Source organism: Ochrobactrum sp. Marseille-Q0166 (assembly GCF_014397025.1).
Classification (GTDB): Bacteria; Pseudomonadota; Alphaproteobacteria; order Rhizobiales; family Rhizobiaceae; genus Brucella.
Genome location: NZ_JACJUO010000003.1, coordinates 308,873 through 332,813, shown reverse-complemented (window position 1 = coordinate 332,813; position 23,941 = coordinate 308,873). Strand labels below are relative to the sequence as shown.

Genomic DNA, 23,941 nt, shown 5'->3' with positions numbered 1-23,941 from the left:
ACATATCAAAGAATTATGCGATTCAGTGCCGTTGGAGTTTGATTAAGATCAAAGACGATGAAACAATTTGCTACTCAAACATAAAACAAGAAAAATACTTCTATTTTGCCACCGGACTTTGCCTGCTTGCAATGCATTCATGACGGATAAGCCGCGTGCCCCTTCATGATACTATTCTTTTAAATAACGAAATCCCGCTTGGTAAACGCCCGATCCAGTGGCGGAGGCCGGGCGAATCTGCGCCGCATGTTCCTATCGTGCCATAATCGTCTCTATCGATAAGCGCTGTCGAGATGGTTTGACGCGAGCCACGACCTCGTTATGTTTGAGAATAGGTCAGTGGATTATCTCGATTTTGCTTTGCCGTGTTGTGGCTTGGGCGGCAAGCAGATTTTCTGCATCGGCCGTGCTCAGCGCACACTGGTGATAGCTCGAGATCACGTAGGTGACAACTTCACGCGGAAATCCAAACCCTTTCAATTGGGGAAATGAGCTCGGTCACTTCATGCCGCATCGATACGGAAGACCCCAAACTCAAATAACTTGGCAATGCGTCGTCGGTTTGTTCGAGTTTGTCGAATGGTCCGGAGAGGATATTGACACCGATAAATACGTAATTAAGACCCTCATCACGTCGATTTATTCGACGTCTGAACCAGATTCCACCTGACAAATTGTCAAAAGTGTATCAGTTATTCTTTGTCCTGTTGGGATCAGGCTAAAGATATGAAAACCCCACCGCCTTCGAGTGCAGATACGAGATGAATGCCGATGACTATCGGTTACGGCGGTCTATGGGGCACCCCGCAAAAATGCTTGCAGGCCCGCTAACAGGCTAAGCCTATTTCGGAATAAGCAAAGAGATAGTCTTTTGTTAATATTTAAAAAGACGTAGCTACCTTGCTTCATAATATAAATTTATTAAAAATAATTACCATAATCAGATTATTTTGAATAAGAATTCCAATATCCGTATATTTTATAGAAAAAAACTAAATAGGATATGTAGAAATAAATTTCATTATTATTACTGAGATTGAACTTCAATTTCTAAACATATTGATCCGCTATAAATAAGCTTAATCATCTTTCTTTAGGAGCAGGGTGATTGCATGACTTCCGAAAATAAGAAATCTTATCTATCGCGGCGTGCTTTTCTGGGGGCATCTGCGGTTGGTCTTGGTGCGGCGGCCGTGGGCGGTTCCGGCGGCTTGGTGCGCAAGGCATTTGCGCAGAGCAGTTCATCTTCTCCCAGAGTGATCAAGCTGGCTTGGGGGCAGACGGCTGTGTGTCAATCGCCCATTTCGGTCGCACTCAAGCAGGGATTGTTTGAGAAATATGGCCTGACTGTCGAGCCGGTCAATTTCTCCGGTCCAACCGACCAGTTGCTTCAGGCAATTGCCACTGGAAAGGCTGATGGCGGCATAGGCATGGCACTGCGGTGGCTCAAGCCATTGGAGCAGGGGTTTGACGTATCGCTGACGGTTGGTACACATGGCGGGTGTATGCGCCTTCTGGCCGCCCCGGATTCTGGCATCAATTCCATCGCTGATCTGAAAGGCAAGAAAGTTGCTGTCAGTGATCAGGCAAGCCCGATCCGCAACTTCTTCGCCATTCAGGCAGCCAAACAGGGTATCAATCCGGATACCGAGATCGAGTGGCTGCAATATCCGGCCGATCTCTTTGCTGAAGCCTTGAAGAAAGGTGAAGTGCAGGCTGTGGCTGGCGATGATCCGCACGCCTTCCTCCAGCGCGAGCGTGACGGCCTTAAGGAAGTGGCGACCAATCTGGATGGACAATACGTCAATTCCGCCTGTTGTGTGCTGGGTCTGCGCAGCAGTCTGGTTCGTGATGAGCCGGAAGTTGCCGGTGCGCTCTCGCGCGCCATCGTAGAAGCGCAGGCGTGGACTGCAGCGCATCCTGACGAAAGCGCTGAAATCTTCGCACCTTTTGTTCCGGGCAATGTCTCTGCCACGGACGTGGCGCGTATCCTGCGCAGTCACACGCATGACCACCATTCGACGGGGGATGCCTTGCGCAAGGACGTCGCTCTGTTCGTGGACGAACTCAAGATCATCAATGTTATCCGGCCAAACACCAACACGGATGCATTTGCCAAAAAGATCGTCGCCAATGTCATCACCTGACACAGTCTATATCACGTCAAACGACGAAGCGCGGGAGGCCTCGCCTTCCGCCCTTCGCCGCTCACTATGGCCGTTTGTGGCGGTCATCGCCTGGGCTATCGTCAGTGCGATTTCCGTCTTCCTGCCCAATGTGGTGGTTGGCTTTGCCGAGCCGCTTTATGTTCGTGAAACCAATGGCCTGTTCATCGGCTGGACGATCCTTCTGGCAATCGGTGGCGCATTGGTTGCGGTCTATCCGGCATTTGGCAAAAGGCTGGTTTACTGGTCGCCATGGCTGACGGTTCTTGCGATATTCTTTGGTATTTGGGAATTGCTGACCGCAAAGTTTGCAGTATTGCCTGTGCCATTTTTCCAGCCACCATCATCTTTGGTGGAAGTCTATCTGGACGACTGGCCGCGCCTGCTCGACAGCCTGTATAACTCGTTCAAGCTGCTGGCCTCGGGGTTTGTGCTTGGCGCAATTGCTGGTTTTCTGACCGGTGTTTCCATCGGCTGGGTGCAGGCAATAGGCTATTGGGTTCATCCGGTGTTGCGGTTTCTGGGGCCAATTCCATCGACAGCATTGTTGCCGATGGCGTTTTATTTCTTTCCGTCAGGCTTTTCAGCGGCAGTTTTTCTGATTGCGCTGGCGACATGGTTCCCGCTGACGGTTCTGACATGGTCCGGCGTGGCGAGTGTCGATAAAGCCTATTACGATGTTGCCCGCACTTTGGGTGCCAGTCAGCTGTTCCTGATCCTGCGCGTCGCAATTCCCGCAGCATTGCCGCATGTTTTTGTCGGTCTTTTCATGGGGTTGGGAGCATCCTTCTCTGTGCTGGTCGCCGCTGAAATGATGGGCGTCAAGTCCGGCCTCGGCTGGTATCTGCAATGGGCGCAAGGCTGGGCTGCCTATAACAATCTCTATGGCGCGCTGATCATCATGGCGATTGTATTTTCCGGACTGATTACGCTGCTCTTTACCGTGCGTGATCGCGTTCTGACCTGGCAGAAGGGGGATGTGAAATGGTGAATGCTGCGCTCAAGCAGAAGCCTGCCGCTTCTGCTGATGAAAGCCGTGGCTTCCATATTCAGGTTGAGAATGTAAGTCATCGCTTCGGTCTTGAAGGCAAGTCATTGCCGGTTCTCAACCACATTGATCTTGATGTGAAACCCGGTGAGTTTGTCGCCATTCTGGGTCCATCGGGCTGCGGCAAGAGTACGCTGTTGCGGCTCGCTGCCGGGCTGGAGCCACCAAGCGAAGGGCGCATTCTGGCTGATGGCGAAGAAATCCTTGGGCCCGATCCGTCGCGTGTGGTGGTCTTTCAAGACCCTACACTTTATCCGTGGCGAACGGTGCGGGACAATGTGGCTTTGGGACTTCAGGCGCGCGGCGTATTGAAAACACAGGGACACCGCATTGATGAAGCGATCGAGCTGGTGGGATTGTCGGCTTTCGCCAACGCCTATCCGCGCCAGCTTTCAGGCGGAATGGCGCAGCGTGCCGCTTTGGCGCGTGCGCTTGTCAATGATCCGAAATTGCTCATTCTGGACGAGCCATTGGGGAAACTCGACTCCCTGACGCGGCTTGCCATGCAGGTGGAGCTTCTGGATCTGTGGCAGCGCAACGCCTTTACCACATTGCTCGTCACGCATGATGTCGAGGAAGCGTTTTTCCTTGCGCAGCGGGTCATCATCTTTGGCAATCGCCCGGCAAGTATTGAAGCGGAACTGAAAGTGGACCTCAGCTATCCGCGCCATCGCGGCGATCCGCGACTGGCGGAACTGCGCAGACAGGCGCTTGCACATCTCGGGCTGGATGCAGACTGGTAAAATCAGGAAAGAAAAATGTTCAGAAAAACAGTTCTTACAGTCGGCCTTTTGCTTGGGTCGATGACGCAACTTTATGCGCATGCGCATCTCGTACAATCCGAGCCAGCCGAAGATGCCGTGCTCAATAAAACCCCTCCGGTTGTTTCTATTGAATATACTGAACCGCTAGAACTCGGTCTTAGCAAACTCGTCCTCAAGAATGAGAGCGGGGCAACTATCGAGACCAGTAAACCTGAACATATCGATGGCAACACCAAGACACTTTGGGTCACACCGCCAGTCTTGAAGCCGGGGACTTATACGGTCGAGTGGGGCGCTGCTTCGGTCGATACGCATCGCACCGAAGGTGCGTTCAAGTTCAAGATCGCCAAGTAAGGTTGCCGGGCGTAATGACCGGAATTGATATTGTCATTGCGCTTGTGCGAGGCCTCAATGTTGCTGGTCTCGCACTGTTCGCAGGTGCTCTGTTTTTCCGCATTTTCGTCGTTCAAACCGCGAAAAGCGACGGCAAACTGACGGCAAGATTAAGATTCTGGTGGCAGATTTGTGCCTATTCTGTGGCAATCAGCGCTTTTGGTCTGGTCTTGTGGGTGCCACTTCAGTTTTCATCGCTGTCTGGTGCTAACAACTTTTCCGATGCATTGGCGGTTTTCTCAAGCGGTCTTTTGGGAACAGCCTTCGGCATTGCATCTTGTCTGCGGGCGTTGGCAATTGTGCTGGCTGCTTTGCTTCTGCCTTATGCAGTAAACTCTCAAGCAATCCGGGTTTTGTTGTTTTTAATAGCAGTTCTGGCGCTTGGCCTTCAAATACGTATGGGGCACGCCGCTGCAGCTGATACTATCTGGCTGCCACTGGCCGTTTCAGCGCATTTGATTGCCGGGGCACTCTGGTTTGGTTCGCTGCCTCCGCTGTATTTTCTCTTGCGTGTTTCGAGTGATGAAGGTCTTCAAGTCACCCGGCGATTTTCAGTATATGGTATTGTTTTCGTTACAGTTCTTGTTGTTGGAGCCACAATTGCGGGATGGCTTCTGACAGGTGGTTTTCCGGGGCTGGTTGGTACGACTTATGGCGGGATTATGCTCATAAAGATCGTGCTTTTCGCGGCGATGCTGACACTTGCAGCACTCAATCGTTTCTGGTTGAGCCGCGACGGAGCAAGCGGGCAGGGGCTTCGCTATGCGCTGATCCTTGAGGGCATGATCGGCGTGGCGGTGCTTTTGGCGGCATCTCTTCTCGCGACACAACCACCCGGCGTGCATGGGGATATTATTTGGCCTTTCGATTATCGCCTGCGAGACAATATGCTGAGTGATGCGTTTCTCATCGATGCCGCATGGCGCAGTTTCAAGCCACTTTTGCTGGCTTTTCTGATTGGTGTCCTCTGTCTTTTCCTGCCCAAATGGCGCTGGCAAACTATTGTTGTCGTTGCAGTTTTCAGCATCGCATCGTTTCAGTCGCCACGCATTGGATTGTTTGTTCAGGAAGCGAATGAAGCAAGTTTTCTGCGCTCGCCCACATCCTATACTTCTATCGCAATTTCGCGCGGTGCTGCGGCTTTTGAAGGCAATTGTGCGTCCTGCCATGGCATGGACGGGCGTGGTCGTGGTGAACAAGCAACGGGCAATCCGGTATGGCCGCCCGATCTGACAGCACCCCTGTTTGCGGATCGCAGTGACGGTGAAATGTTCTGGACGATCATGCATGGCAAGGCGTTGAAAGATGGTCGATCATCCATGCCGGGCTTTCATATGGTGCTTGATGCGAAAACGGCGTGGTCGCTTGTGGATTATATCCGCACGATTGCTTCCGCGCGGACAATCAGCCTGCCCGCGCCCGATAGTGCGGTTTACCCGGCACTCAGCCCGCGGATTACGGTGTATTGCGGGGGAAAACGACATGAGGTCGGTCGGCAATCCGACAGTTTCTGGCTGCTTCACCTTCAGGGCGAATATCTTGAAGTCTTTGTTTTTGATGGCAATGGCATCCTGACCCAATGCGATGTTTCCGACCAGACGGCGATTGTAGCCATGCAACTTCTGGCGCCGACTGCCATTGGGGCAAGCTTTCTCGTGGATCAGAATGGGTGGATACGGTTTCGGTGGTCAGGGCATGAAAAACCGGAGCCGTCGATCCTTGAGACAGCTATGGGGCAGGCACGTGCGAATCCGGTCAGCCTATCGAATAGAGGACATCATTCATGACAATCCGGATGGCATCGACACGCGAATATAAATGCAAAGTGTTGTCCTGCAATAGATTGCAAATCTATGCGCTGAGCGAACTTAGTGAACAGTTTTCTTAATAAAAATCAGCAGCTGGTGAAAATTAGACGCTGAAAGTTGACGCCTTGTGGCAAGAGGGAGAGGATCATGGGTAAAATACGCAATGGCTTCTCGGAGCTTATCGGCAATACGCCTCTTGTTGCTTTCTCGCGCCTTGCGAAGAGCAATGGCGTTTCTGTACGGCTTCTCGCAAAGATCGAATATCTCAATCCCGCTGGCAGTATCAAAGACCGTACTGCATGGGGGATTATTCGGGATGCCGAGCGTGCCGGCAAGATAAAGCCAGGGGATCTTCTGGTGGATTTGACGAGTGGAAATACCGGCATTGGAATAGCAGCTGTGGCTGCTGCAAAAGGTTATCGGACGAAGTTTTATCTGCGCGATACGATTAGCGAGGACAAAATCAATATTCTGCGTCAGTTCGGCTCTGAAATCGTGCTGATTGATAATGACGAGTTGCTGGAGCCGGGAGCGCTGCAAAAGGTGCTCGACCGCATTCGCAGCGAAAACCCCGAGGCTTATTATACGGGCCAGCGCTCCAATCCAGCCAATCCGGCAATCCATTTTGAAACCACTGGCCCGGAAATCTGGCACGACACGGATGGCGAGGTGGATATTCTGGTCAGCACTGTGGGTACTGGAGGGACCATTTCGGGCGCGGGAAAATATTTGAAGGAAAAGAAACCATCGCTTCGCATCATTCTCGTGGAGCCGACGGCTGACTCAGTGCCTTCCACCGATAATCCGAAAGCCGAAACCATTGAAGGCGTTCATAAAGTCACTGATATTGATGAGGCTATTCTGCCCGAGAATTACGATAAGGCCGTTGTCGATGAAATTGTCGCGGTGACGACTGAACAGGCTCGGCGTACAGCATTATCTGTTGCGCGGGAAGAGGGCTTTCTGGTCGGAACATCTTCCGGGGCAGCAATTGCTGCGGCTCTTCAAATTGCAAAGCGCGCAGAGAACGCAGGAAAAACCGTCGTTGCCGTTCTGCCTGATAGTGGCGAACGCTATTTGTCGCTGTTTCAGGAACCGATCATACCGAACGAGAGCACATCCCAAAAAGTGTGAAATGCCTAGGGGGAAATTGGTCCACTGGACTGATTTCTGACCCCGCTTCGATCAGACAAAGATGCGCCTTAAAGCAGATAATTAGAGAACCGATCTGATATAGGCAGATTGAAATGGCTCTAGCAGGTGGTTCAAGTGTTATTTTGTGAAATAGAAAATAATATTAATTATTATTTATTGCATAATTTATATTAATGTAAATATCAGTTTAAATAGAATATAAATATTGTTCAATATATAAATGATGTCAAATAAAAATATTTAATTTGAAATATTATTTATTATTTATTTTACAATAATTAGACATAATTGCCTTAATCGGATTGCCCCGCTGAAATAAAAGGATTTTGTTTATTATTGTTGGGGATAAATATGATTCTAAAAAACACTGTAATCGGTTCGGCATTTGCTGTTCTTGGGGTGACACACGCAAATGCAGCTGATGCAATTGTAGCGCCGGAACCTGAAACTGTAGAGTATGTGCGTGTCTGTGATGCTTACGGAGCGGGTTATTTCTACATTCCGGGAACGGAAACCTGCCTGCGTATTCATGGTTATGTTCGCTATGATCTCAGGGCTGGCGATAACGTTTATTATCGCGGTGCGGGCGTCAGTCGGGCACCAGATGGAAGCGCCTATAATCTAAGTCCACGCGGTAAATCTTACGAGACCTGGAGTAACAATGCGCGCTTTACGCTGCGCACATCAACGGCTTCTGAAACGGAATTGGGTACGCTTTCGACCTTTACTGAATCGCGATTCAATTTTGGCAATGGCGCGGATGCAGGCACCACACTCAATCGCGCCTATATCCAGCTTGGTGGTTTGCGCATCGGTCTGGATGACTCCGCATTCTACACGTTCACCGGCTATTTCGGTGACGTCCTGAATGACGATGTGATTAGTGCTGGCGGTTATCGCACAAATCAGATCAGTTATACTTTCAAGGGTGGCAACGGCTTTTCAGCAATTCTCTCGCTCGAGCAGGGCAATAACATCGACGTCGACTGGCATGGTGTGATTGATGATTACACGCCACACGTGGTTGGCGGTCTCAAATATGCGCAAAGCTGGGGTTCGATTGCCGGTGTTGCTGCTTATGATGCTGTGAACGAGAAATGGGCTGGGAAGGTTCGCCTCGATGTCAATGTGAACGAACAGTTTTCATTGTGGTTACAGGGCGCATATAAGTCGAACAAGGATCACTATGTTCACTATAACGCCAATGGTGTCATTGTTCATGATGGGGGTAGCACTACATATCGCGGCGTGCGTGTGATTGATAGTTTCTTTGGTACTTGGGGCGGTGATTGGGCCGTCTGGGGTGGTGCCAAGTTCAAGGCTACCAAGAAGGCAACCTTCAACGTACAGCTGGCCTATGAAGCCGCAGATACCTTTGCAGCAAGCGCCAATGTCGCTTATCAGCTGGTGCCGGGACTCACAATTACGCCTCAAGTCTCCTACACCAAATGGGAGGATAGCAAATCAATCCTCAAGGGTCAGGACGCCTGGCAGGGTGTTGTTCGCTTCCAGCGCTCATTTTAATTCGATCTGGACTTAAATTTCGGCAAAAGACAGAATGGCGGCTTAGGCCGCCCTTCTTGTTGACAGATCGAAAGCTGGGTCACATCCTTAGGACACCAACATGAGCAGGCGATCTGCTGCGCCAAGACGCTCAGACAGGGGAACAACCCCATTCTTCGCTTCTTTCCTTGCATTCTGGCCGTTTGAGGTATCATTTCCATTAAGTGAACGGGCCTTGAGCTTAAGGCCAATTTTTCTACGAAAAGTGTTTATCGAAGAGCTGAAATTTCAGGCTTTTATGCACAAATAGCTTTGAGTACCTCGTTCTGGAGAGGTGAAAGGGACTAATATATACTTCGAGCCGTTAAATCGAAAACGCTATTGATAGGAGATGTGATTACGATGCAAATTCAGTCAGATTATCAGCATTCTTTATCAAAGGGTTTTGGTGAATGCGTGCAAGAGCGAGGGAAAATTGCTTCCTTGTTGGCCGCAGTAGAGACGGCAAAACGGGCTGCGAATGAAAGTTTGCGCCGTGCTCAATCGGCTCCGCTGCCGCATATTGCCGATAATACGGTCTTCATTGCGCTGTTTGACCGTCACCTGTCGGATCGCGAAGTTTTGTTTTCCAAAATCCGTCAGCTTGACGATGCAAAAGCATCTTTAAGGACTTGAGCAGGGAAGCGCAGTGAGTGACGTTGCATCCAGAATGACGCTGACTGAGGCGATGGTCTCTTTGAGCATTCGAGCGGAAGTGGACCGGGGGCCGGAGCCTAACCGGATTCCTATGACTGATCAGGATGTAGAGGCACTTTCTAAAAAGCTCCATCGTGAAAGCGGTGACGCACCACTATGGGTTTTTGCCTATGGGTCGCTCATATGGAAACCAGATTTCGATGCCGTCGATTGGCGTTATGGCCGGCTGCAAGGCTGGCACAGGTCGTTCTGCCTGCGCCTGACGCGCTGGCGCGGCACGCAAAGTCAGCCCGGTTTAATGCTCGCGTTGCGACGCGGCGGAAGCTGCAACGGCATCGCCTTTCGGTTGTCTGACGAAGAGAGGCTTGCCCAGATTCAACGCATGATCCGCCGGGAAATCAGCTCAATAAGTGATGCCTCCAGTATTCGCTGGGTATCTGTTGATACGCCGGAAGGCCCGGTTCGCGCCCTGACATTTTGGGCGGGTCCGCGTGGAGAGCGGGTTCTCGATGGGCTGCCGCTTGAGGTGGTAGCGCACACTTTGGCAAGGGCATGCGGTCATATCGGCTCTTGTGCTGAATATCTTTATCTGACGGTTAAGCATCTGGAAGAAAAAGGTATCCGTGATCGCAATCTGTGGAAGCTTCAAGAGCTTGTCGCTGCCGAGATCGCAACACTTTATAAAATCAATACAAGCACTTGTGCTTCGTCTAGCTGACCATTGGAGACAGAATATCTGAGCCTTCTGGAAGAGGCTTGGTACCTGAGATCCATTTTTAGCGATGTGATAGTCAGTTTTTATTCGACTTATCTGTAAAAGGTAAGCGTCTGCACGCGACTAGGCGGCAGACTTATCCGTTCTCCGATCCTTCGATTTACAAGCTTATAAAGATGGCTTGGTGCATGCCACTTCCGGCTCGCATCTGCATGTGCGGAGCAATTTCGCAAGCGTGATCTGAGGCAGTCGTCGCTTACTGTTTTTTGTGATTGAAGAAATCAGGCTTTCGTCAGCTCCATGGCCACTGACGTATGCGCGTCTCAATTGTTCTGCTTGTTTAGTAATTTGTTTTCTTTTGCCTGAAATCTGCAAAACGTCAGGGTCTTAAAGCCTGACGCTTATTAGTCTATAAATTTTATAGGATTTAAACATCGAAAGCTCGTTATGACCATCACATCGCGCGAACAGGAGTTTTGGCTGCAAGCCGACGAGGGCCTTGATAGCGGGCAGGCTCAGCGGAACGTCCTGCGCAAGCTGCCACGTCGCAGACGCGATATTCGCCCATCGTTTATCCTGCAAAGGCTTGGTGCGACGGCGGTTTCGGTTCTCGGTTCGGTTTCTCTGGTTTTCTTCCTGATTTTCGCAACCGGCAGCCCGGCCACTCTGCTCGCTGGCGGACAAGCGACGAAAGAAGAAATCGCTGCACTGAACGCGAGCTATGGTTTTGACCGCCCTTTGATCGAGCAATATGCGCAGTTCCTGTTTAACAGCCTACGTGGTGATTTTCCAAAATCCCTGCGTTTTGACATACCTGCGATTGATGTTCTGGCGCCCGCCATACCACTGACGTTTGTTCTGGTTTTGACAGCACTTCTGATCGGTTCTGCATTAGGGCTGGCTGCTGGTTATCTGTCGGCCACGTCATCAAACCGGTTTCTTCGTGAAGGCCCGCTGGCACTTTTGACTGTCGTGCAGTCGACGCCTGTTTTTGTGACCGGCATTCTTGCGGTTCTGTTCTTCTCGTTGACGCTTGGATGGCTGCCAACGGGAGGCAGTGGAAGCCTGCGTCATCTCGTTCTACCCGCGTTGACTTTGTCTCTGCTGATCGCTCCGCCCGTAGCGCGGCTGTTTCGCACCAGTCTTAAACAACAGCAGGGCGCCGACCATGTGCGTACTGCTTTATCGAAACAGATTTCGCTGGGTCGTGTGCGTTTCAAGCACGTCGCAATCAATGCACTGGTTCCCGTGATCGCACTTTTGGGGACGCAAACGGGAACCCTGTTGGGCGGAGCTGTTCTCACAGAAACGGTCTTTGGCTGGCCGGGTGTCGGCACCGTTCTGGTTAGCGCCGTTGGTATGAAAGATTACCCGGTTATTTTGGCGACAATTGTGCTGATCGCGCTGACCGTCAGTGTCTGCAATCTGCTGGCCGATCTTTTCATCGCTGTTGTTGATCCACGAACTGCGGTGACAAAATGAGCGAGATTTCAAATTCTGAAATTGTGGCCTTCTCGCGCGAAATTCCAACACCAAGGCTGGCGTTGAGAGGCAAGATCGGTCTGTTGATCATCCTCCTCTGGGTGGTGGCCGCCATTTTCGCATCGTTCCTTGCACCTTATGAGCCCAACTCCAGTGATCTGATGGCGTTTCTGCAAGAGCCGTCATGGAATAGCGGGCATTGGCTCGGCACCGACGATCTTGGTCGAGACATTTTAAGCCGGATATTTTACGGCGCACGGCCTGTGCTGCTGGTTGCGAGCATTGCAACGCTTCTTTCCGCTTTGATCGGAAGCCTGCTGGGTATCGTTGCAGGTTTGAGCAATCGTCTGATTGATCAGATCATTGCTCGGATCGCTGAAATTCAACTGACAATTCCCGGTCTGGTTTTGGCGCTTCTTGCACTGGCATTGTTTGGTTCAAGGCTGGAGAACCTGATCCTTATTCTGGCGCTTGAAAGCTGGCCTCTGCATTTTCGTGTCGCGCGTTCCTATACGCTGAACGCGCGCAATCAGGGCTATATGGAAGCCGCATGGCTTGCAGGTGTTCCGCTGTGGAAGTCCGTTCTGCGCCATATCGTTCCGGGACTGTTGCCGCTGCTGATTGCAACCTCAACAATAAGCGCTGCCTTCATCATCATGACAGAAGCCGGTCTCAGCTTCATTGGTTTGGGTATTCAGCCGCCAACTGCCGATTGGGGTCTGATGATCGCTCAGGGAAAATCGCAGCTTGGGGCCGCCTGGTGGCTGTCGCTTATGCCTGCTTTCGCTCTCCTCAGCCTTCTCTTTGGTGTGCAGCTTTTGGGCGATGCCCTTTCAAGCAGGCTTTCCGCGCGCGAAACAGGAGAGCCGGCATGACATTTATAAATACGCTTCTGTCGGTTGAAGGCCTGGTTGTCAGGTCAAAAGAAACTGTACTCGCCGGTCCGGTATCATTCATGCTGAAACAAGGCGAAACGCTTGGGATTGTTGGTGAATCCGGCTCCGGTAAAACACTCACTGCAATGGCTGTTGCGGGTCTTCTGCCCCAGAGTTTGCAAGCTCATGGTCAGGCTTATCTCGATGGAGCACCACTCGCGCTTGGCATATCTGGTGGTGGCCGTGATTTTAGAACCTCACAGATTGGTGTGGTTTTCCAAAACCCGACAACAGCGCTTAATCCGCGGTTGAGTGTCGGTGCGCAGCTCTTTGAAGCCCTGTCGCCTGCCATGCGCCGCGATAAGGCCAAGGCTGCAAATATCTGCCTGCAACTGTTGGAAGAGGTCGGCATCAGCGAGCCGGTGAAGAAGCTGACCGCATGGCCACATGAACTTTCGGGCGGGCTGGCGCAGCGTGTAGTTATTGCCATGGCTTTGGCGCGACAGCCCAAGCTGCTTATCGCGGATGAGCCAACGACTGCACTCGATGTGACAGTTCAGGCGCAAATTCTTGATCTTATTGCCCGGCTGCAAAAGCGTCATGGGTTCGGTGTTCTGCTGATTACCCACGACATGGGCGTGATCCGGGACCGAGCGGATAGCGTTGTCGTCATGGATGGCGGGGTGATTGTTGATAGTGGCGCTACGCATGTACTTTTTAAAAATCCCACGAGCCACGCTGCACGATCACTTCTTAAGGCGAGTGAACTGACTTTTGCGGCCGCGAGTGGCACACATCATGAGGCTGTTTCAGAGCCTCCACTCGTTGAAGTGAAAGACCTTCAAAAGACATTCCGCAACGGTCCGCGTGCGCTTGGTGGCATTGATATTTCAGTGAGGGCTGGCACGACGCTCGGTATTGTTGGCGAAAGTGGTTCGGGTAAAAGCACACTGGCACGTATTATTGCCGGGCTGGAGCGTGCAGATGAGGGCCATATCCTGATAGATGGGAATGCGCTGCGTCCGCGGACACGCTCAGGTCACGTACAATATGTGTTTCAGGACCCATATTCATCTCTCGATCCACGCATAAGCATAGTGGAAACAGTGGCAGAACCCTTACTCGCCAAAGGGCTTCGCAAAGCTGAGGCCGTGAGAGTTGCGCAAGGCTTGTTGGAAGAAGTCGGCATCCATCCGGCTTTGTGGCATCGTCTTCCGGGGCGTTTATCGGGAGGGCAGCGGCAGCGTGTGGGTTTCGCGCGGGCGATTGCGCCAAGCCCCAAACTTCTAATCGCCGATGAGCCTGTCGCGGCGCTCGACTCTACATCGCGGGAGCGCGTGCTTGCCTTGATGGAAGACATGCAGCGTCGGCATGGCACCGCGCAACTGCTCATTTCGCACGATCTATCGGTCATTGCACGGCTTTGTCGCGAAGTCGTGGTGATGCGTGGCGGTGAAATCGTCGAACGCGGCGAAACCCGCCGGATATTTGAGGCTCCGGCGCACCCTTATACCCGACAGTTGCTTGCGGCCATCCCCGGCAGAAAGCCACTCGTCGCTCCCAATCCCTGAATCTGAACACAAAAACTGGAAAAGACACATGATTGTAAAGCGATCACTCCACGCCTTGAGACTGATGGGAGCAAGCCTGCTTCTCATGTCTGCGACGCTATCGGCGAGCCACGCGCAGGCACCTGCGGACTATGGCAAAACACATGAACTGGTAGTGGCGCTGCCTTATGCCTTGCAGACCCTTGATCCCGCCGTCGGGGGTAATCTGCGTGGCGATCTGAGTATCATTGCCTCGATCTATTCGCCACTGACACGCCTTGATGGTGAAGGCAAACTGGTGGGCGTTCTCGCAAAGGACTGGAAACAGGAATCCGATACGCGTTGGGTGTTCGATCTGCGCGACGATGTGGTTTTTTCCAACAATGTGCCATTTGATGCTCACGTCGTTAAGTGGAATATTGAGCGCATTCTATCGTCCGAAAAGCCTAGCTGGATTGTCTCATCAATGAAGGCGGTCGATAAGGTTGAAGTCCTCTCGCCACATCAGGTTGCCTTTACGCTGAAAGCGCCGGACATCGAGTTTGCCAAGCGACTGGCAGGCATTTTCTATCTGGAACCTGAATGGGCCAAGTCACACAATCCAGCGATTGAGGCTCTTGGCACCGGCCCTTATAAGCTATTGAGCTATAATCCAGAGGGCGACGTTCGCCTTGAAGCCAATGAACATTATTTCGGTAAGGCCGCACCCTTTACCAAGGCGCAGTTCCGCGTTGTGGTCGATGCCGCGGCCAAGATCAATGGCCTGAAATCCGGCGAGATTGATGCCGCAGCCGTTATCGCACCACAGGATCTCGCACAGCTCGAAAGCAATGGCAATCTGGTGGTGGGTGCGCGTCCAAGCACGCGTGTACAGATCATCCGTTTCAACACCAATATCAAGCCGCTTGATGACGCGCGTGTGCGACAGGCTTTGAATTACGCCATTGATAAGGAAGCTATCACCAAGGCGCTCTTCAAGGGATTGGTAAGCCCCGCCAACAGCCAGATCATCACCAGCTTTCATGAGGGCTACAACACAGACCTCAAGCCGTGGCCTTATGATCCCGAAAAGGCCAAAGCGTTGCTTGCGGAAGCAGGCTATCCGGATGGCTTTGATGTCGAGATGGTGTTTGGCAAAGGCACCTATGTCGGTGGAGAGCAGGCAGCGCAGATTATCGCGGCGCAACTGGCAGCGGTTGGTGTCCGTGCGCAGCTCAATATTCTACCTGCCTCGTCCCATGCGGAGCGCGCGGCATCCGACAAAGCCGCTGGCCTGACGTGGTTCGGTTACGCCGATACGGCAAGCATCGCAGCCGAAACACTCACCTATCTCGGCAGCACGCATTTTCAGACGATTGGACCCGTTCCTGCAGCCTTTGACGAAGCGGTAAAACAGGCAAAAGCCGCACTCACCAAGGATGCCGAGCTTGCATCGGTAAAACGTGCGACCGAAGTGGCTTCTGATGAAGCGCTCGCCGTCTTTCTTTGGGATCTGCCGCAAACCTATGCCTACAGCGACAAAGTCGTATGGGACATCCGCCGGGATGACTGGACGCTGCCATACGAAATCAAACCTGCTGAATAAGCCTTTTTTCCAACATATGAATACAGGAAATACCCATGACCAGTGGTCTGACGAAATACATCCGACACAAGAGAAAGTTGCACGACGCACGAAAGGGTCAGCCATCTGGCACGGGCCAGCTTTCTGCCCGTGTTGTTGCCGAAGGACGCAGCGGCATCCGTCGTCTTTTCATTCGTGATTTTCAGATTATCACCGATGGATCGCCCGCTGGCGGCGGCTTTGATCTTGGTCCGGCCCCGGGTGAATTGCTAATTGGCGCCGTTGCTGGTTGCCTCAATCATGGCTTTCTTATTCAGGCGTCGTTACTCGATATCGAGATCGACGCGCTGGAAGTTGTCGCTGAGGCTGTCAGCAAACCGGGACAAATCGGAACAGGCTCAAGCGAGCCCGTTGATCTGGAACTTCGCTATACAGCGAAAATCCAGTCCCCCGCATCTGATGCTGAGCTGGAAGATCTGCGCCAGCGTGTTGAGCTTAACAGCTTTGTTTATAACGTCGTTACCCGCGGCGCTTCGATTGCAGGACGTCTGGAAAGGATCACCGCATGACCATTCGAGTTATCGAGACAGATAAGGCAACTTCCGGCGGTCTGCGTTTCGCCACGCGCACCACCCCTGAACCGGGTTATGGGGAGGTGCTCATCGATGTGACACATACCTCACTGAATTTTGGTGAAACAAGACGGGGTGCGCGCGGTCTTGAGGCCGATGGTACGGTTCTTGGATGGGATGCGTCCGGTATAATTGTGGCCGTTGGCCCACAAACCAAAGCACCGCCCATCGGAACGTTGGTTGTCACACGCGCCCCACTTGGCGCCTGGGCTGAGAAGCGCATTGCACATGTGGAGGATATCGCAGTCATTCCTGAGGGTGTCGATCCGGCAGAAGCGGCAACGCTTCCGACAGCAGCTGTTACGGCGCTGGCGACCCTACAGCTTGGTGGGCCAATCTTAGGCAAAACCGTTCTGATCACCGGTGCTTCCGGCGGCGTAGGGCGGTTTGCAATTCAGCTTGCACGGCTGGGTGGTGCGCGCGTTATCGCCTCTGTGGGATCAGAAGCCAGTGCAACGGGCCTGAAGGAACTTGGTGCGGACCTTGTTGTGACCAGCCTTGATGATGTGAAGGAAGGTATTGATCTGGTCATCGATAATGTCGGCGGGCCGCAGCTCGTGCAATCCTTCAAGCTTCTTAACCGCCACGGCAATGTGCAAAGCCTCGGCTGGGCTTCGGGTGAAGACGCGGTGTTTGGCAATCTCGGCACGGTTGGTCCGGTTGGCCGTCACATCCATGGCTTTCTGATTTCCGAGTATCGGGTGGGCGCTTATCTCACGGCACTGCTGCGATGGCTGGCTGAGGGCAAGCTTAAGACGGAAGTGAAATGGCGCGGTGACTGGAGCCAATTTGATCAAGCTGTTGCGGCGCTTCTTGACCGGCGTTTGCATGGTAAAGCCGTTTTGGATGTGAAACCATGAATGCACATGCGCACTCCTTTCGGCATATGCAATGGTTTGACCCGCCAATCGAAGCGGACATCCGGGCGCGCGTCGAGCAGGTGAAAACTGAGCTTGCGCCACATGTGGCAGAGCGGGACCGTAAAGGTTCCGCTCCCGTTGAGGAAGCGGCACTTCTCCGCCAGTCCGGGCTGGCAGCATTAACAATCGATGAGCGTCTGGCGCTGTTTCGTAAAGCAGACGACCGCCGGAAAGCGATAGATGCGCGCTGGCAACATGCGCTTTTTGCGATCAGGGAGATTTCACGCGTTGACTTATCAGCCGCAGCACTTCTCGGCTATAATTACATGCACCTGCTGCGTATCGAGATTGCCGGGCGTGGGCCGGTATTCTCAAAAGCCGCGAAAGATTCGTTGCAGTCGCCGACACTTTGGGGCGGCGCCAACAACCCAGCCGGTCCAGCCGCAGACCTGAAACGGGTCGATGGCGGATACATTGCCAATGGCAGGAAAAGCTTTGCGACCGCTGCACAAACAGCTGACCGTCTGGTCGTCGGTGAAAGTTATCGTGCTCCCGATGGTTATGAACAACGTCTGACTTTTGTTCTTGATGCGTCGACGCCGGGCATTGTCCATGCTGATGATTGGGATGGCATTGGGGCACGTCGCTCGGCATCGGGCAGTCTGGTATTTGAAAATGTGTTCATCCCGGATGACGCGATTTTCAGCACATCGGCGGCCGATCCAACAAAACGTCCGCTTAATGAGTCGATAGGCTCGCTGGCCTTTCAAATCATGTTCGTCAACTTTCTCAATGGGACGGCATTGGGGGCAATTGATGCTGCATTGTCGCAACTGCATTTGCGCAAAAATGCACAGAATGCATCTGTGCCGAACTATATTGCAGATAGCATCGGCAATGCCATAACCACAGCCAGCGCATCTCTTGCGCTATCAATTGTCGCCAACAAGGCGTTTGGCGAACTGGTGGCAGACATTGACGAAAACAGGCTGACGCCGGAACGTCGCGGGGAGATTGCTGATCTCATCTCGCAGGCCAAGGTTGCTTCCGACGCAGCATCACTTTCGGTAACATCGCGCATTTTCGAGGCCGTTGGCGCGCGTTCTGCGACTTTGAAGCTGGGGCTTGACCGTTTTTGGCGCGATGCCCGTATCTACACGCTGCACGATCCAGTGGCTGTAAAAATACAGGAAGTCGGCAGATATGCTGTTGATCTTGAGTTGGCGACACCTTCGGCGAACAGTTGATTTTGTTGGCACTTATCTCATAAGTATCGTCCAGCTTTCGAAGCTGGACGGTCTGCCAAGCAAAGAGCGAACTGATGGACATAACTGATGCAAAATCCAGGCATCCGAAAGAGCGTCGGAATAAGGGAAGCTGGCGCTTCCTGTTCCGTTCGGACAGTGTTGCGCTCAATCTTGTCGCGACAGTCGCGGCGTCAAAAGACAGAGCCAAGGGGATAGACCGATTTTCAGAGCCTTCACTACTGGACAGATGGCTTTGTGAAGCGGAGCTACCACCGCTTGCATGTGCTGTGACACACGAAGATCTTGCAAAAACTAAGTCTTTGCGAGAGGCAATATTCAGGCTGGCCGATAATCGTATCAATCAAAGCGAGATATTGATGGCGGATATTGCTTTGATCAATGCTCATGCCCGTTCAGGTATGCCGGTTTTGCGTATCGCTTGTGATGGCTATAGCACCGAACCGCCGGACGCAGCCGAGATGAACGAAATTCTTGGTCTGATCGCGCGGGATGCAATCGATGTTTTCACCGGCCCATACCGCATGCGCATCAAGCAATGCGCTTCACCACGCTGCCATGTGATGTTCGTGGATAAATCACGGGCCGGTAATCGGATTTGGTGTGCCATGTCCCCGTGTGGTGATCAGGCAAGTGCGCGTGCATATCGTCAAAGAAAGCGACATAGCTAAGTGGATGGGCTTCACCAACCAATTCTGTTGCCAAACATTACTCGTGATTGACCAAGGTCAGGACCTGTTGATTTTAGCTGACGGGCTTGATTCAGGCTTTGCGAGAAGGAGCCTGGCTGATGAGTAATTTTTTTGGCTGACGGAGGAGCAAATGGCTCGTCTTCAGCCCTATTTCCCCAAGAGCCATGGCCGTCAGCGGTTGATGATCCATCCGTTCTGAGTGGCATCATCTTCGTAAACCGCAATGGCCTCAGATGGCGCGATGCACCGAAGGAATACGGTCCCTTCAGGACGCTTTATAACCGCTGGAAACGCTGGGGTGACAAGGGCATCTTTCCCAGTTCGGTCAAGTTCAGCACGATGGAAAAAATCTGTCCCAGTTGGAGATTCATGAGCTTGCCAGACACATAGGTACAGTCTTTCAAAGTCCCGAACAGCAGCTTTTTGCATCCACAGATGAGGAAGAGATTGCCTTTGGCCCAAAACAGTTCGGGCACGAAAAACAGCGAATTGATGAAAGAATTGTGCGACTGTACTTGAACGAACCGGGCTGACACAATTCGCCAGTCCGCATCCTCTTGGCCTTGACTATGCAAGTCGTCGTTTTTTGACACTTGCATGTGTATTGGCCAACAATCCCGATATCATCCTTCTTGATGAACCTCAACGCGGACTGGACAGAGCTTGGACGCAACGACTGGAGCAGATCATTTCAGAAGAGAAACAGTCCGGGCACATAGTGATCCTAGTGTGCCACGACATGGATTTTGTTGAGCGAAATGCAACGCTTGTTCATCATTTGGGGGAAAATCAATCAAACAACGTTTCGTGACTGACTTCTTCTTTCGACAAAGTTGCGGTCGATGAAGCTGGTGTTGAAACACCGTGGAAAATAAGAATTCAGCAGCCGGTGCATCTGAAAAGGGCACAGCTCGGCGGATGATTTTTTCTGCTCATTTATGCCGGCTTTCTCAGGGGGAAATAATTTGAGGACCTATCAAAGGCTTGCGGTGCAAAAGATGAGAAAAAAACCAGCCCGATAAGGCACTCGTGTGTATACCAGAAAAACACATCCCAACAGTGCTGCCCAGTACGGCCATAGCGCCCAGACTGCCGTCCGTTCCAATTTGAACGTGTTCGTATAATAAAATGAGCGCATGAACCGCATAGATGGAAAAAAAATCTCCAGAAGTGATGTAATTTATCGCCTGACGACTTTGCCCGGGGCAGGTCAACCTGTCAGTTTTATGCACCTTCGACTATCCGTTCAGCTATTGCCTGAAACCAAAATTCTGTTCACCTGCAAAGAGAACTGTAATGGCCCATGACTTTATCGATAATCTTCGCCGCCGTCGAAGCCAGTATAATATTGGTAGGAACGTAAAGCTGTCTCAGGCAGACATCACCAGTATAATTCAGGAAGCGGTGCGCCATGCGCCCAGCACCTTCAATTCCCAAAGCTCGCGCGTCGCCATCCTTTATGGTTCCGAAAGCGTTCAGTTCTGGGATCTTGTCAAGGCAGCGCTGCGACCTCTCGTGTCCGCAGATGTATTTGAAGCAACTGAAGCGAAACTAAAGAGATTCGCATCGGGAGTAGGCACGGTGCTTTTCTATGAAGACCAGCAGGTTGTTCATGATCTGCAGGAAACCTATAAGCTCTATGCGGATAAGTTTCCCGAATTCTCCGAGCAATCGTCGGGAATGGCACAGTTTTCCGTCTGGACTGCTTTAGCGAATGTCGGGATTGGGGCAAGCCTGCAACATTATAATCCGGTGATCGACACTCTGGTTGCACAGCAATGGGATATTCCACACAATTGGAAGCTACGTGCCCAGTTGCCGTTCGGTTCCAATGAAAGCGAACCTGGAGAAAAGAGCTTTATTGACAACACGCTACGCTTCAAAATCGCAGGGAATATCTGAACAATTCCGTTATTCCATGCAGGGTGGTGAACCCGCCATGATTTACTTTGCCTGAAGAGAAATTCTTATTTTGGGCGGCGTTGTCTGTTTGCTATAACGTCTAGCGATGATGGAAGTAATTCAAGGTGATGAAATGGCGACAGTAAAGCTCTGGACCGACATGGATGCAGAGAAATCCCCCCGCGTCAAAGCCGTATTCGATGACATAAAGGCGGTTCGGGGATCAGACTTCATCAATAATTTTTGGCGGGGATTGGCGAATGATCCTCTCACCCTCGAACGGACGTGGCAAAGTCTGAAAGAAGTGATGGTAGCGCCGTCTGCACTGGATCCTCTGACAAAAGAACTGATTTATATTGCAGTGTCGGTTGCCAGCGGTTGCAATTATTGCATCCATTCCCACACGGCCGCAGCGCGCGCCAAGGGAATGACGGATGCTCAGTACGGCGATCTCCTTGCTGTTATTGGAATGGCATCAGAGACCAATCGGATTGTTACCGCCTTGTCTATTCCTGTTGACCCTGAATTTGATGTGACCAGTTGAGCCGGATAATTTCAACTTTGTTTCTGTGGCCGATAATGCGGTTCAAGACATGTTTCCTTGACGACGCTGTTTGGCAAAAAATTGTTCTCATTTTGGCTTCAAGATAGAAAAGGCTGCCTGCAAGCAACAGCGTGGACCGGCTATTGATGATCCGGAAAGCGTTTCAATTACCGCGAATGTTGCAGCCCGATGGGGCGCTGACTAACGGGCTGAAACGACTGTTTCAGCATGTGAAAGGTTGCCCTGATTGTCGCGATCATCTGGCTTTTTTAAATCGGTTAGTCAGGAAAAGATTGTTCTGATCCTGGCTTTCGCATTGTTTGCAGGATTTGCCGTGAGCCTTGATGGTTTCAGGGCAACGGGAAATCTTATCGCAATTATACGCAGCATATCCGTGCTGGGCATTCTGGCTATTGGGATGGGGCTGGTGGTTATCGGTCGCGGTATCGATCTATCCATGGTTGCTGTGATGGTGATAGCGACAGCGCTGCAGCTTGAATTGCTGCATTCCGGCTGGAGTTTGCTGGCGGCGAGTTCAATCGTCTTTCTGGTTGTTGTGGCTATCGGTCTGGTCAACGGTTTTCTGATCGCCTATGCCAGTGTTCCGGCGCTTTTTGCGACGCTTGCCACAAGCGCATTTGTTTTTGGCTTTGTTCGTTCACAGATATTGAAGCAGGATGTGATTGCCATTCCGCAGGATGCGTTGACGCTGCTTTCTCTGGGGCAGGCGCGGCTTTTGGGGCTTCCACTCGATGTGCTGCTTTTTCTTGGTATGCTGCTCATAGGCTGGCTGTTTCTCCGATATACAAAGCCGGGACGGTTCCTTTACCTGATGGGCGATAACTATCAGGCCGCGCGAACCATGGGCATCGGTGTACGTCCGCTGACACTGCTCAAATATGTCGTCAGTGCCTTGCTGGCATGGATTGCAGGAGTTGCTACGGCTGTCAGCCTGCAAAGCATGAATACCCGCATCGTGAATTCAACGTTGCTTTATGATGTCATTCTGGTCGTGGTGATTGGCGGCATAGGCCTTTCCGGCGGCAAAGGCGGAATGCGCAATGTTCTGGTTGGTGCTCTGTTGATTGGCATTCTGCTCAACGGCATGACCATCCTCGACCTTCCCAATATCTATCAGAACCTGATCAAAGCAACAATTTTGCTGGCTGCAATCATTCTTGATGGGCGTCTCAACCCACGTGATGAACAAACCAGTCAGCAGGGCGATATCTGACATTTGTAACTAAGGGCGCGCCTGGCGGTCCATCGAAAAGAGGGTTGGAAAATGAAATTATGGAAGCGTGGTTTATTGGCCGCTGTGTCTGCGACCATGATGTTCGCTGTGGGAGCCTTCACAAGCTCTGCGCAGGATGCGGGTAATCCTGGTCCAGCAGCCTATGAAAATGCGCTCAAGGGCAAGCGCGTTGTGCTGGTGCCAATGACAATGGGCTTCGATCTCGCTCAGGGCTGGAACCATTTTATTGGCGAAGAAGTCAAGGCTTTCGGTGGTATCTGGGAAACGCGTGATCCGAATTGGAGCGTGGACGCAGGTGCGCAGGCGATTACCGATTTGATTTCGTCGGCGAACAAGCCTGATGTGCTGATTGTACAGTCCCCGGACATCAACTCCTACAGCCGCCTTTATAAGCGGGCACAGGATGCTGGCATTTTTGTTATCCAGCTCGATAATCCATCAAACTATGCGTCGGACGTCTTTGCTGGCTCGGACTGGAAGAAGCTTGGAGAGCTGGAAGCAGAAGCGGTTATCAAAGGCTGCGGGCCAAATTCCAGCAAGAAGATCGGCGTCATACAGGGCGATCAGGTTAATGCATCCAGCCTCGATCAATGGGCTGGCGTGCAGGCTGTTCTCGAGAAGAACCCTGAATTCAAAGTCGTTGGCCAGCCTGATTCCAACTGGGATCCAACCACCGCACGCAATGCAGCCACAACTCTGTTGCAGCAGAATCCTGATGTGTGCGGTATTATCGATTTCTGGGATGCGACCGCGCAGGGAACCGCTGCTGCCATTCGTGATGCCGGTCTTCAAGACAAGGTGTTTCTGGTGACCACCGGCGGGGGCGAGCAGATCGACTGTAACCTGCTGGAAGATGGCACTTTCGGCGCCATTGTCACCAGTGAGCTGGTTCGTCAGTCGCACGACGTTGTAACTGCGATAAAGCTTCTGTTGCAGGGCAATGAAAAGCCTGGTGACAAGGCCCGCTACCTTTACACGCTTGAACGCGCGCGTACGAAGGCTGATCTGGCGCCCGGCGTCTGCTGGAGCCAGAAAGCAATCGAAGCAGCGAAGACTTAAAGACGTCATTATGG

The 23,941-nt window shown here is 52.0% G+C and carries 22 protein-coding genes and 1 pseudogene; 22 read left to right on the top strand and 1 reads right to left on the bottom strand.

Features of this window, described 5'->3' with window-relative positions:
* Positions 1–1,112 precede the first annotated feature (1,112 nt).
* The 18 genes and pseudogenes from H5024_RS20015 to H5024_RS19930 all read left to right on the top strand — a co-directional run.
* A complete protein-coding gene (locus H5024_RS20015) occupies positions 1,113–2,147 on the top strand; it encodes an ABC transporter substrate-binding protein (protein ID WP_187548953.1) in 1,035 nt (344 codons plus the stop codon).
* Complete coding sequence (locus tag H5024_RS20010) at positions 2,134–3,156, top strand: ABC transporter permease subunit (protein ID WP_187548952.1); 1,023 nt, start codon at positions 2,134–2,136, stop codon at positions 3,154–3,156. The genes H5024_RS20015 and H5024_RS20010 overlap by 14 nt, the downstream gene beginning before the upstream one ends.
* Positions 3,150–3,956, top strand: coding sequence for an ABC transporter ATP-binding protein (locus H5024_RS20005; RefSeq protein WP_187548951.1), 807 nt, complete (start codon positions 3,150–3,152; stop codon positions 3,954–3,956). Before H5024_RS20010 ends, H5024_RS20005 begins: the two co-directional genes overlap by 7 nt.
* 15 nt (positions 3,957–3,971) lie before the next feature.
* Positions 3,972–4,331: a copper resistance protein CopC gene (locus H5024_RS20000; protein ID WP_187548950.1), complete on the top strand. Its 360-nt coding sequence runs from the start codon at positions 3,972–3,974 to the stop codon at positions 4,329–4,331.
* A 14-nt stretch (positions 4,332–4,345) separates the two neighbouring features.
* Complete coding sequence (locus H5024_RS19995; RefSeq protein ID WP_187548949.1) at positions 4,346–6,157, top strand: CopD family protein; 1,812 nt, start codon at positions 4,346–4,348, stop codon at positions 6,155–6,157.
* Positions 6,158–6,325: 168 nt separating this feature from the next.
* The gene (locus H5024_RS19990; protein ID WP_187548948.1) at positions 6,326–7,312 is read left to right on the top strand and encodes a cysteine synthase family protein; all 987 of its coding nucleotides are present in this window, start codon (positions 6,326–6,328) and stop codon (positions 7,310–7,312) included.
* 372 nt (positions 7,313–7,684) lie between these two features.
* Complete coding sequence (locus H5024_RS19985; RefSeq protein WP_187548947.1) at positions 7,685–8,857, top strand: porin; 1,173 nt, start codon at positions 7,685–7,687, stop codon at positions 8,855–8,857.
* Between the two features lie 360 nt (positions 8,858–9,217).
* Entirely contained in the window at positions 9,218–9,511 is a 294-nt protein-coding gene (locus tag H5024_RS19980) for a hypothetical protein (RefSeq protein WP_187548946.1), read from the top strand.
* A 34-nt stretch (positions 9,512–9,545) separates the two neighbouring features.
* Positions 9,546–10,250: a gamma-glutamylcyclotransferase gene (locus H5024_RS19975; RefSeq protein WP_187549132.1), complete on the top strand. Its 705-nt coding sequence runs from the start codon at positions 9,546–9,548 to the stop codon at positions 10,248–10,250.
* Between the two features lie 444 nt (positions 10,251–10,694).
* Positions 10,695–11,729 carry an ABC transporter permease gene (locus tag H5024_RS19970; protein WP_187548945.1) on the top strand — a complete coding sequence of 345 codons (1,035 nt, stop codon included), beginning with the start codon at positions 10,695–10,697 and terminating at the stop codon, positions 11,727–11,729.
* Positions 11,726–12,604, top strand: a complete 879-nt coding sequence (locus tag H5024_RS19965; RefSeq protein ID WP_187548944.1) for an ABC transporter permease — start codon at positions 11,726–11,728, stop codon at positions 12,602–12,604. The genes H5024_RS19970 and H5024_RS19965 overlap by 4 nt, the downstream gene beginning before the upstream one ends.
* Positions 12,601–14,175 (top strand): ABC transporter ATP-binding protein, encoded by a 1,575-nt coding sequence (locus H5024_RS19960; RefSeq protein ID WP_187548943.1) that lies wholly within the window; start codon positions 12,601–12,603, stop codon positions 14,173–14,175. Before H5024_RS19965 ends, H5024_RS19960 begins: the two co-directional genes overlap by 4 nt.
* Positions 14,176–14,203: 28 nt before the next feature.
* Positions 14,204–15,739: an ABC transporter substrate-binding protein gene (locus tag H5024_RS19955; protein ID WP_187548942.1), complete on the top strand. Its 1,536-nt coding sequence runs from the start codon at positions 14,204–14,206 to the stop codon at positions 15,737–15,739.
* 35 nt (positions 15,740–15,774) lie between these two features.
* Positions 15,775–16,287 carry an OsmC family protein gene (locus H5024_RS19950; RefSeq protein ID WP_187548941.1) on the top strand — a complete coding sequence of 171 codons (513 nt, stop codon included), beginning with the start codon at positions 15,775–15,777 and terminating at the stop codon, positions 16,285–16,287.
* Complete coding sequence (locus tag H5024_RS19945; protein ID WP_187548940.1) at positions 16,284–17,210, top strand: zinc-binding dehydrogenase; 927 nt, start codon at positions 16,284–16,286, stop codon at positions 17,208–17,210. Before H5024_RS19950 ends, H5024_RS19945 begins: the two co-directional genes overlap by 4 nt.
* Positions 17,207–18,457 carry a hypothetical protein gene (locus H5024_RS19940; protein WP_187548939.1) on the top strand — a complete coding sequence of 417 codons (1,251 nt, stop codon included), beginning with the start codon at positions 17,207–17,209 and terminating at the stop codon, positions 18,455–18,457. Before H5024_RS19945 ends, H5024_RS19940 begins: the two co-directional genes overlap by 4 nt.
* A 74-nt stretch (positions 18,458–18,531) precedes the next feature.
* Positions 18,532–19,146, top strand: coding sequence for an ABATE domain-containing protein (locus H5024_RS19935; protein WP_187548938.1), 615 nt, complete (start codon positions 18,532–18,534; stop codon positions 19,144–19,146).
* Positions 19,147–19,297: 151 nt separating this feature from the next.
* Positions 19,298–19,482, top strand: a pseudogene (locus H5024_RS19930) (transposase); the annotation flags it as partial.
* Here H5024_RS19930 and H5024_RS19925 read toward each other — a convergent pair.
* Complete coding sequence (locus tag H5024_RS19925) at positions 19,443–19,766, bottom strand: hypothetical protein (protein WP_187549158.1); 324 nt, start codon at positions 19,764–19,766, stop codon at positions 19,443–19,445. The pseudogene H5024_RS19930 and the gene H5024_RS19925 overlap by 40 nt on opposite strands.
* Positions 19,767–20,463: 697 nt before the next feature.
* Between H5024_RS19925 and H5024_RS19920 the strand changes: the two genes are divergently transcribed.
* The 4 genes from H5024_RS19920 (at position 20,464) to H5024_RS19905 (ending at position 23,927) form a co-directional block, all read left to right on the top strand.
* A complete protein-coding gene (locus H5024_RS19920; protein WP_187548937.1) occupies positions 20,464–21,069 on the top strand; it encodes a nitroreductase family protein in 606 nt (201 codons plus the stop codon).
* A gap of 133 nt (positions 21,070–21,202) precedes the next feature.
* Entirely contained in the window at positions 21,203–21,613 is a 411-nt protein-coding gene (locus H5024_RS19915; protein WP_187548936.1) for a carboxymuconolactone decarboxylase family protein, read from the top strand.
* Positions 21,614–21,860: 247 nt separating this feature from the next.
* Entirely contained in the window at positions 21,861–22,847 is a 987-nt protein-coding gene (locus tag H5024_RS19910; RefSeq protein WP_187548935.1) for an ABC transporter permease, read from the top strand.
* A gap of 51 nt (positions 22,848–22,898) precedes the next feature.
* Positions 22,899–23,927 carry a sugar ABC transporter substrate-binding protein gene (locus H5024_RS19905; protein WP_187548934.1) on the top strand — a complete coding sequence of 343 codons (1,029 nt, stop codon included), beginning with the start codon at positions 22,899–22,901 and terminating at the stop codon, positions 23,925–23,927.
* The last annotated feature ends 14 nt before the right edge of the window (positions 23,928–23,941 follow it).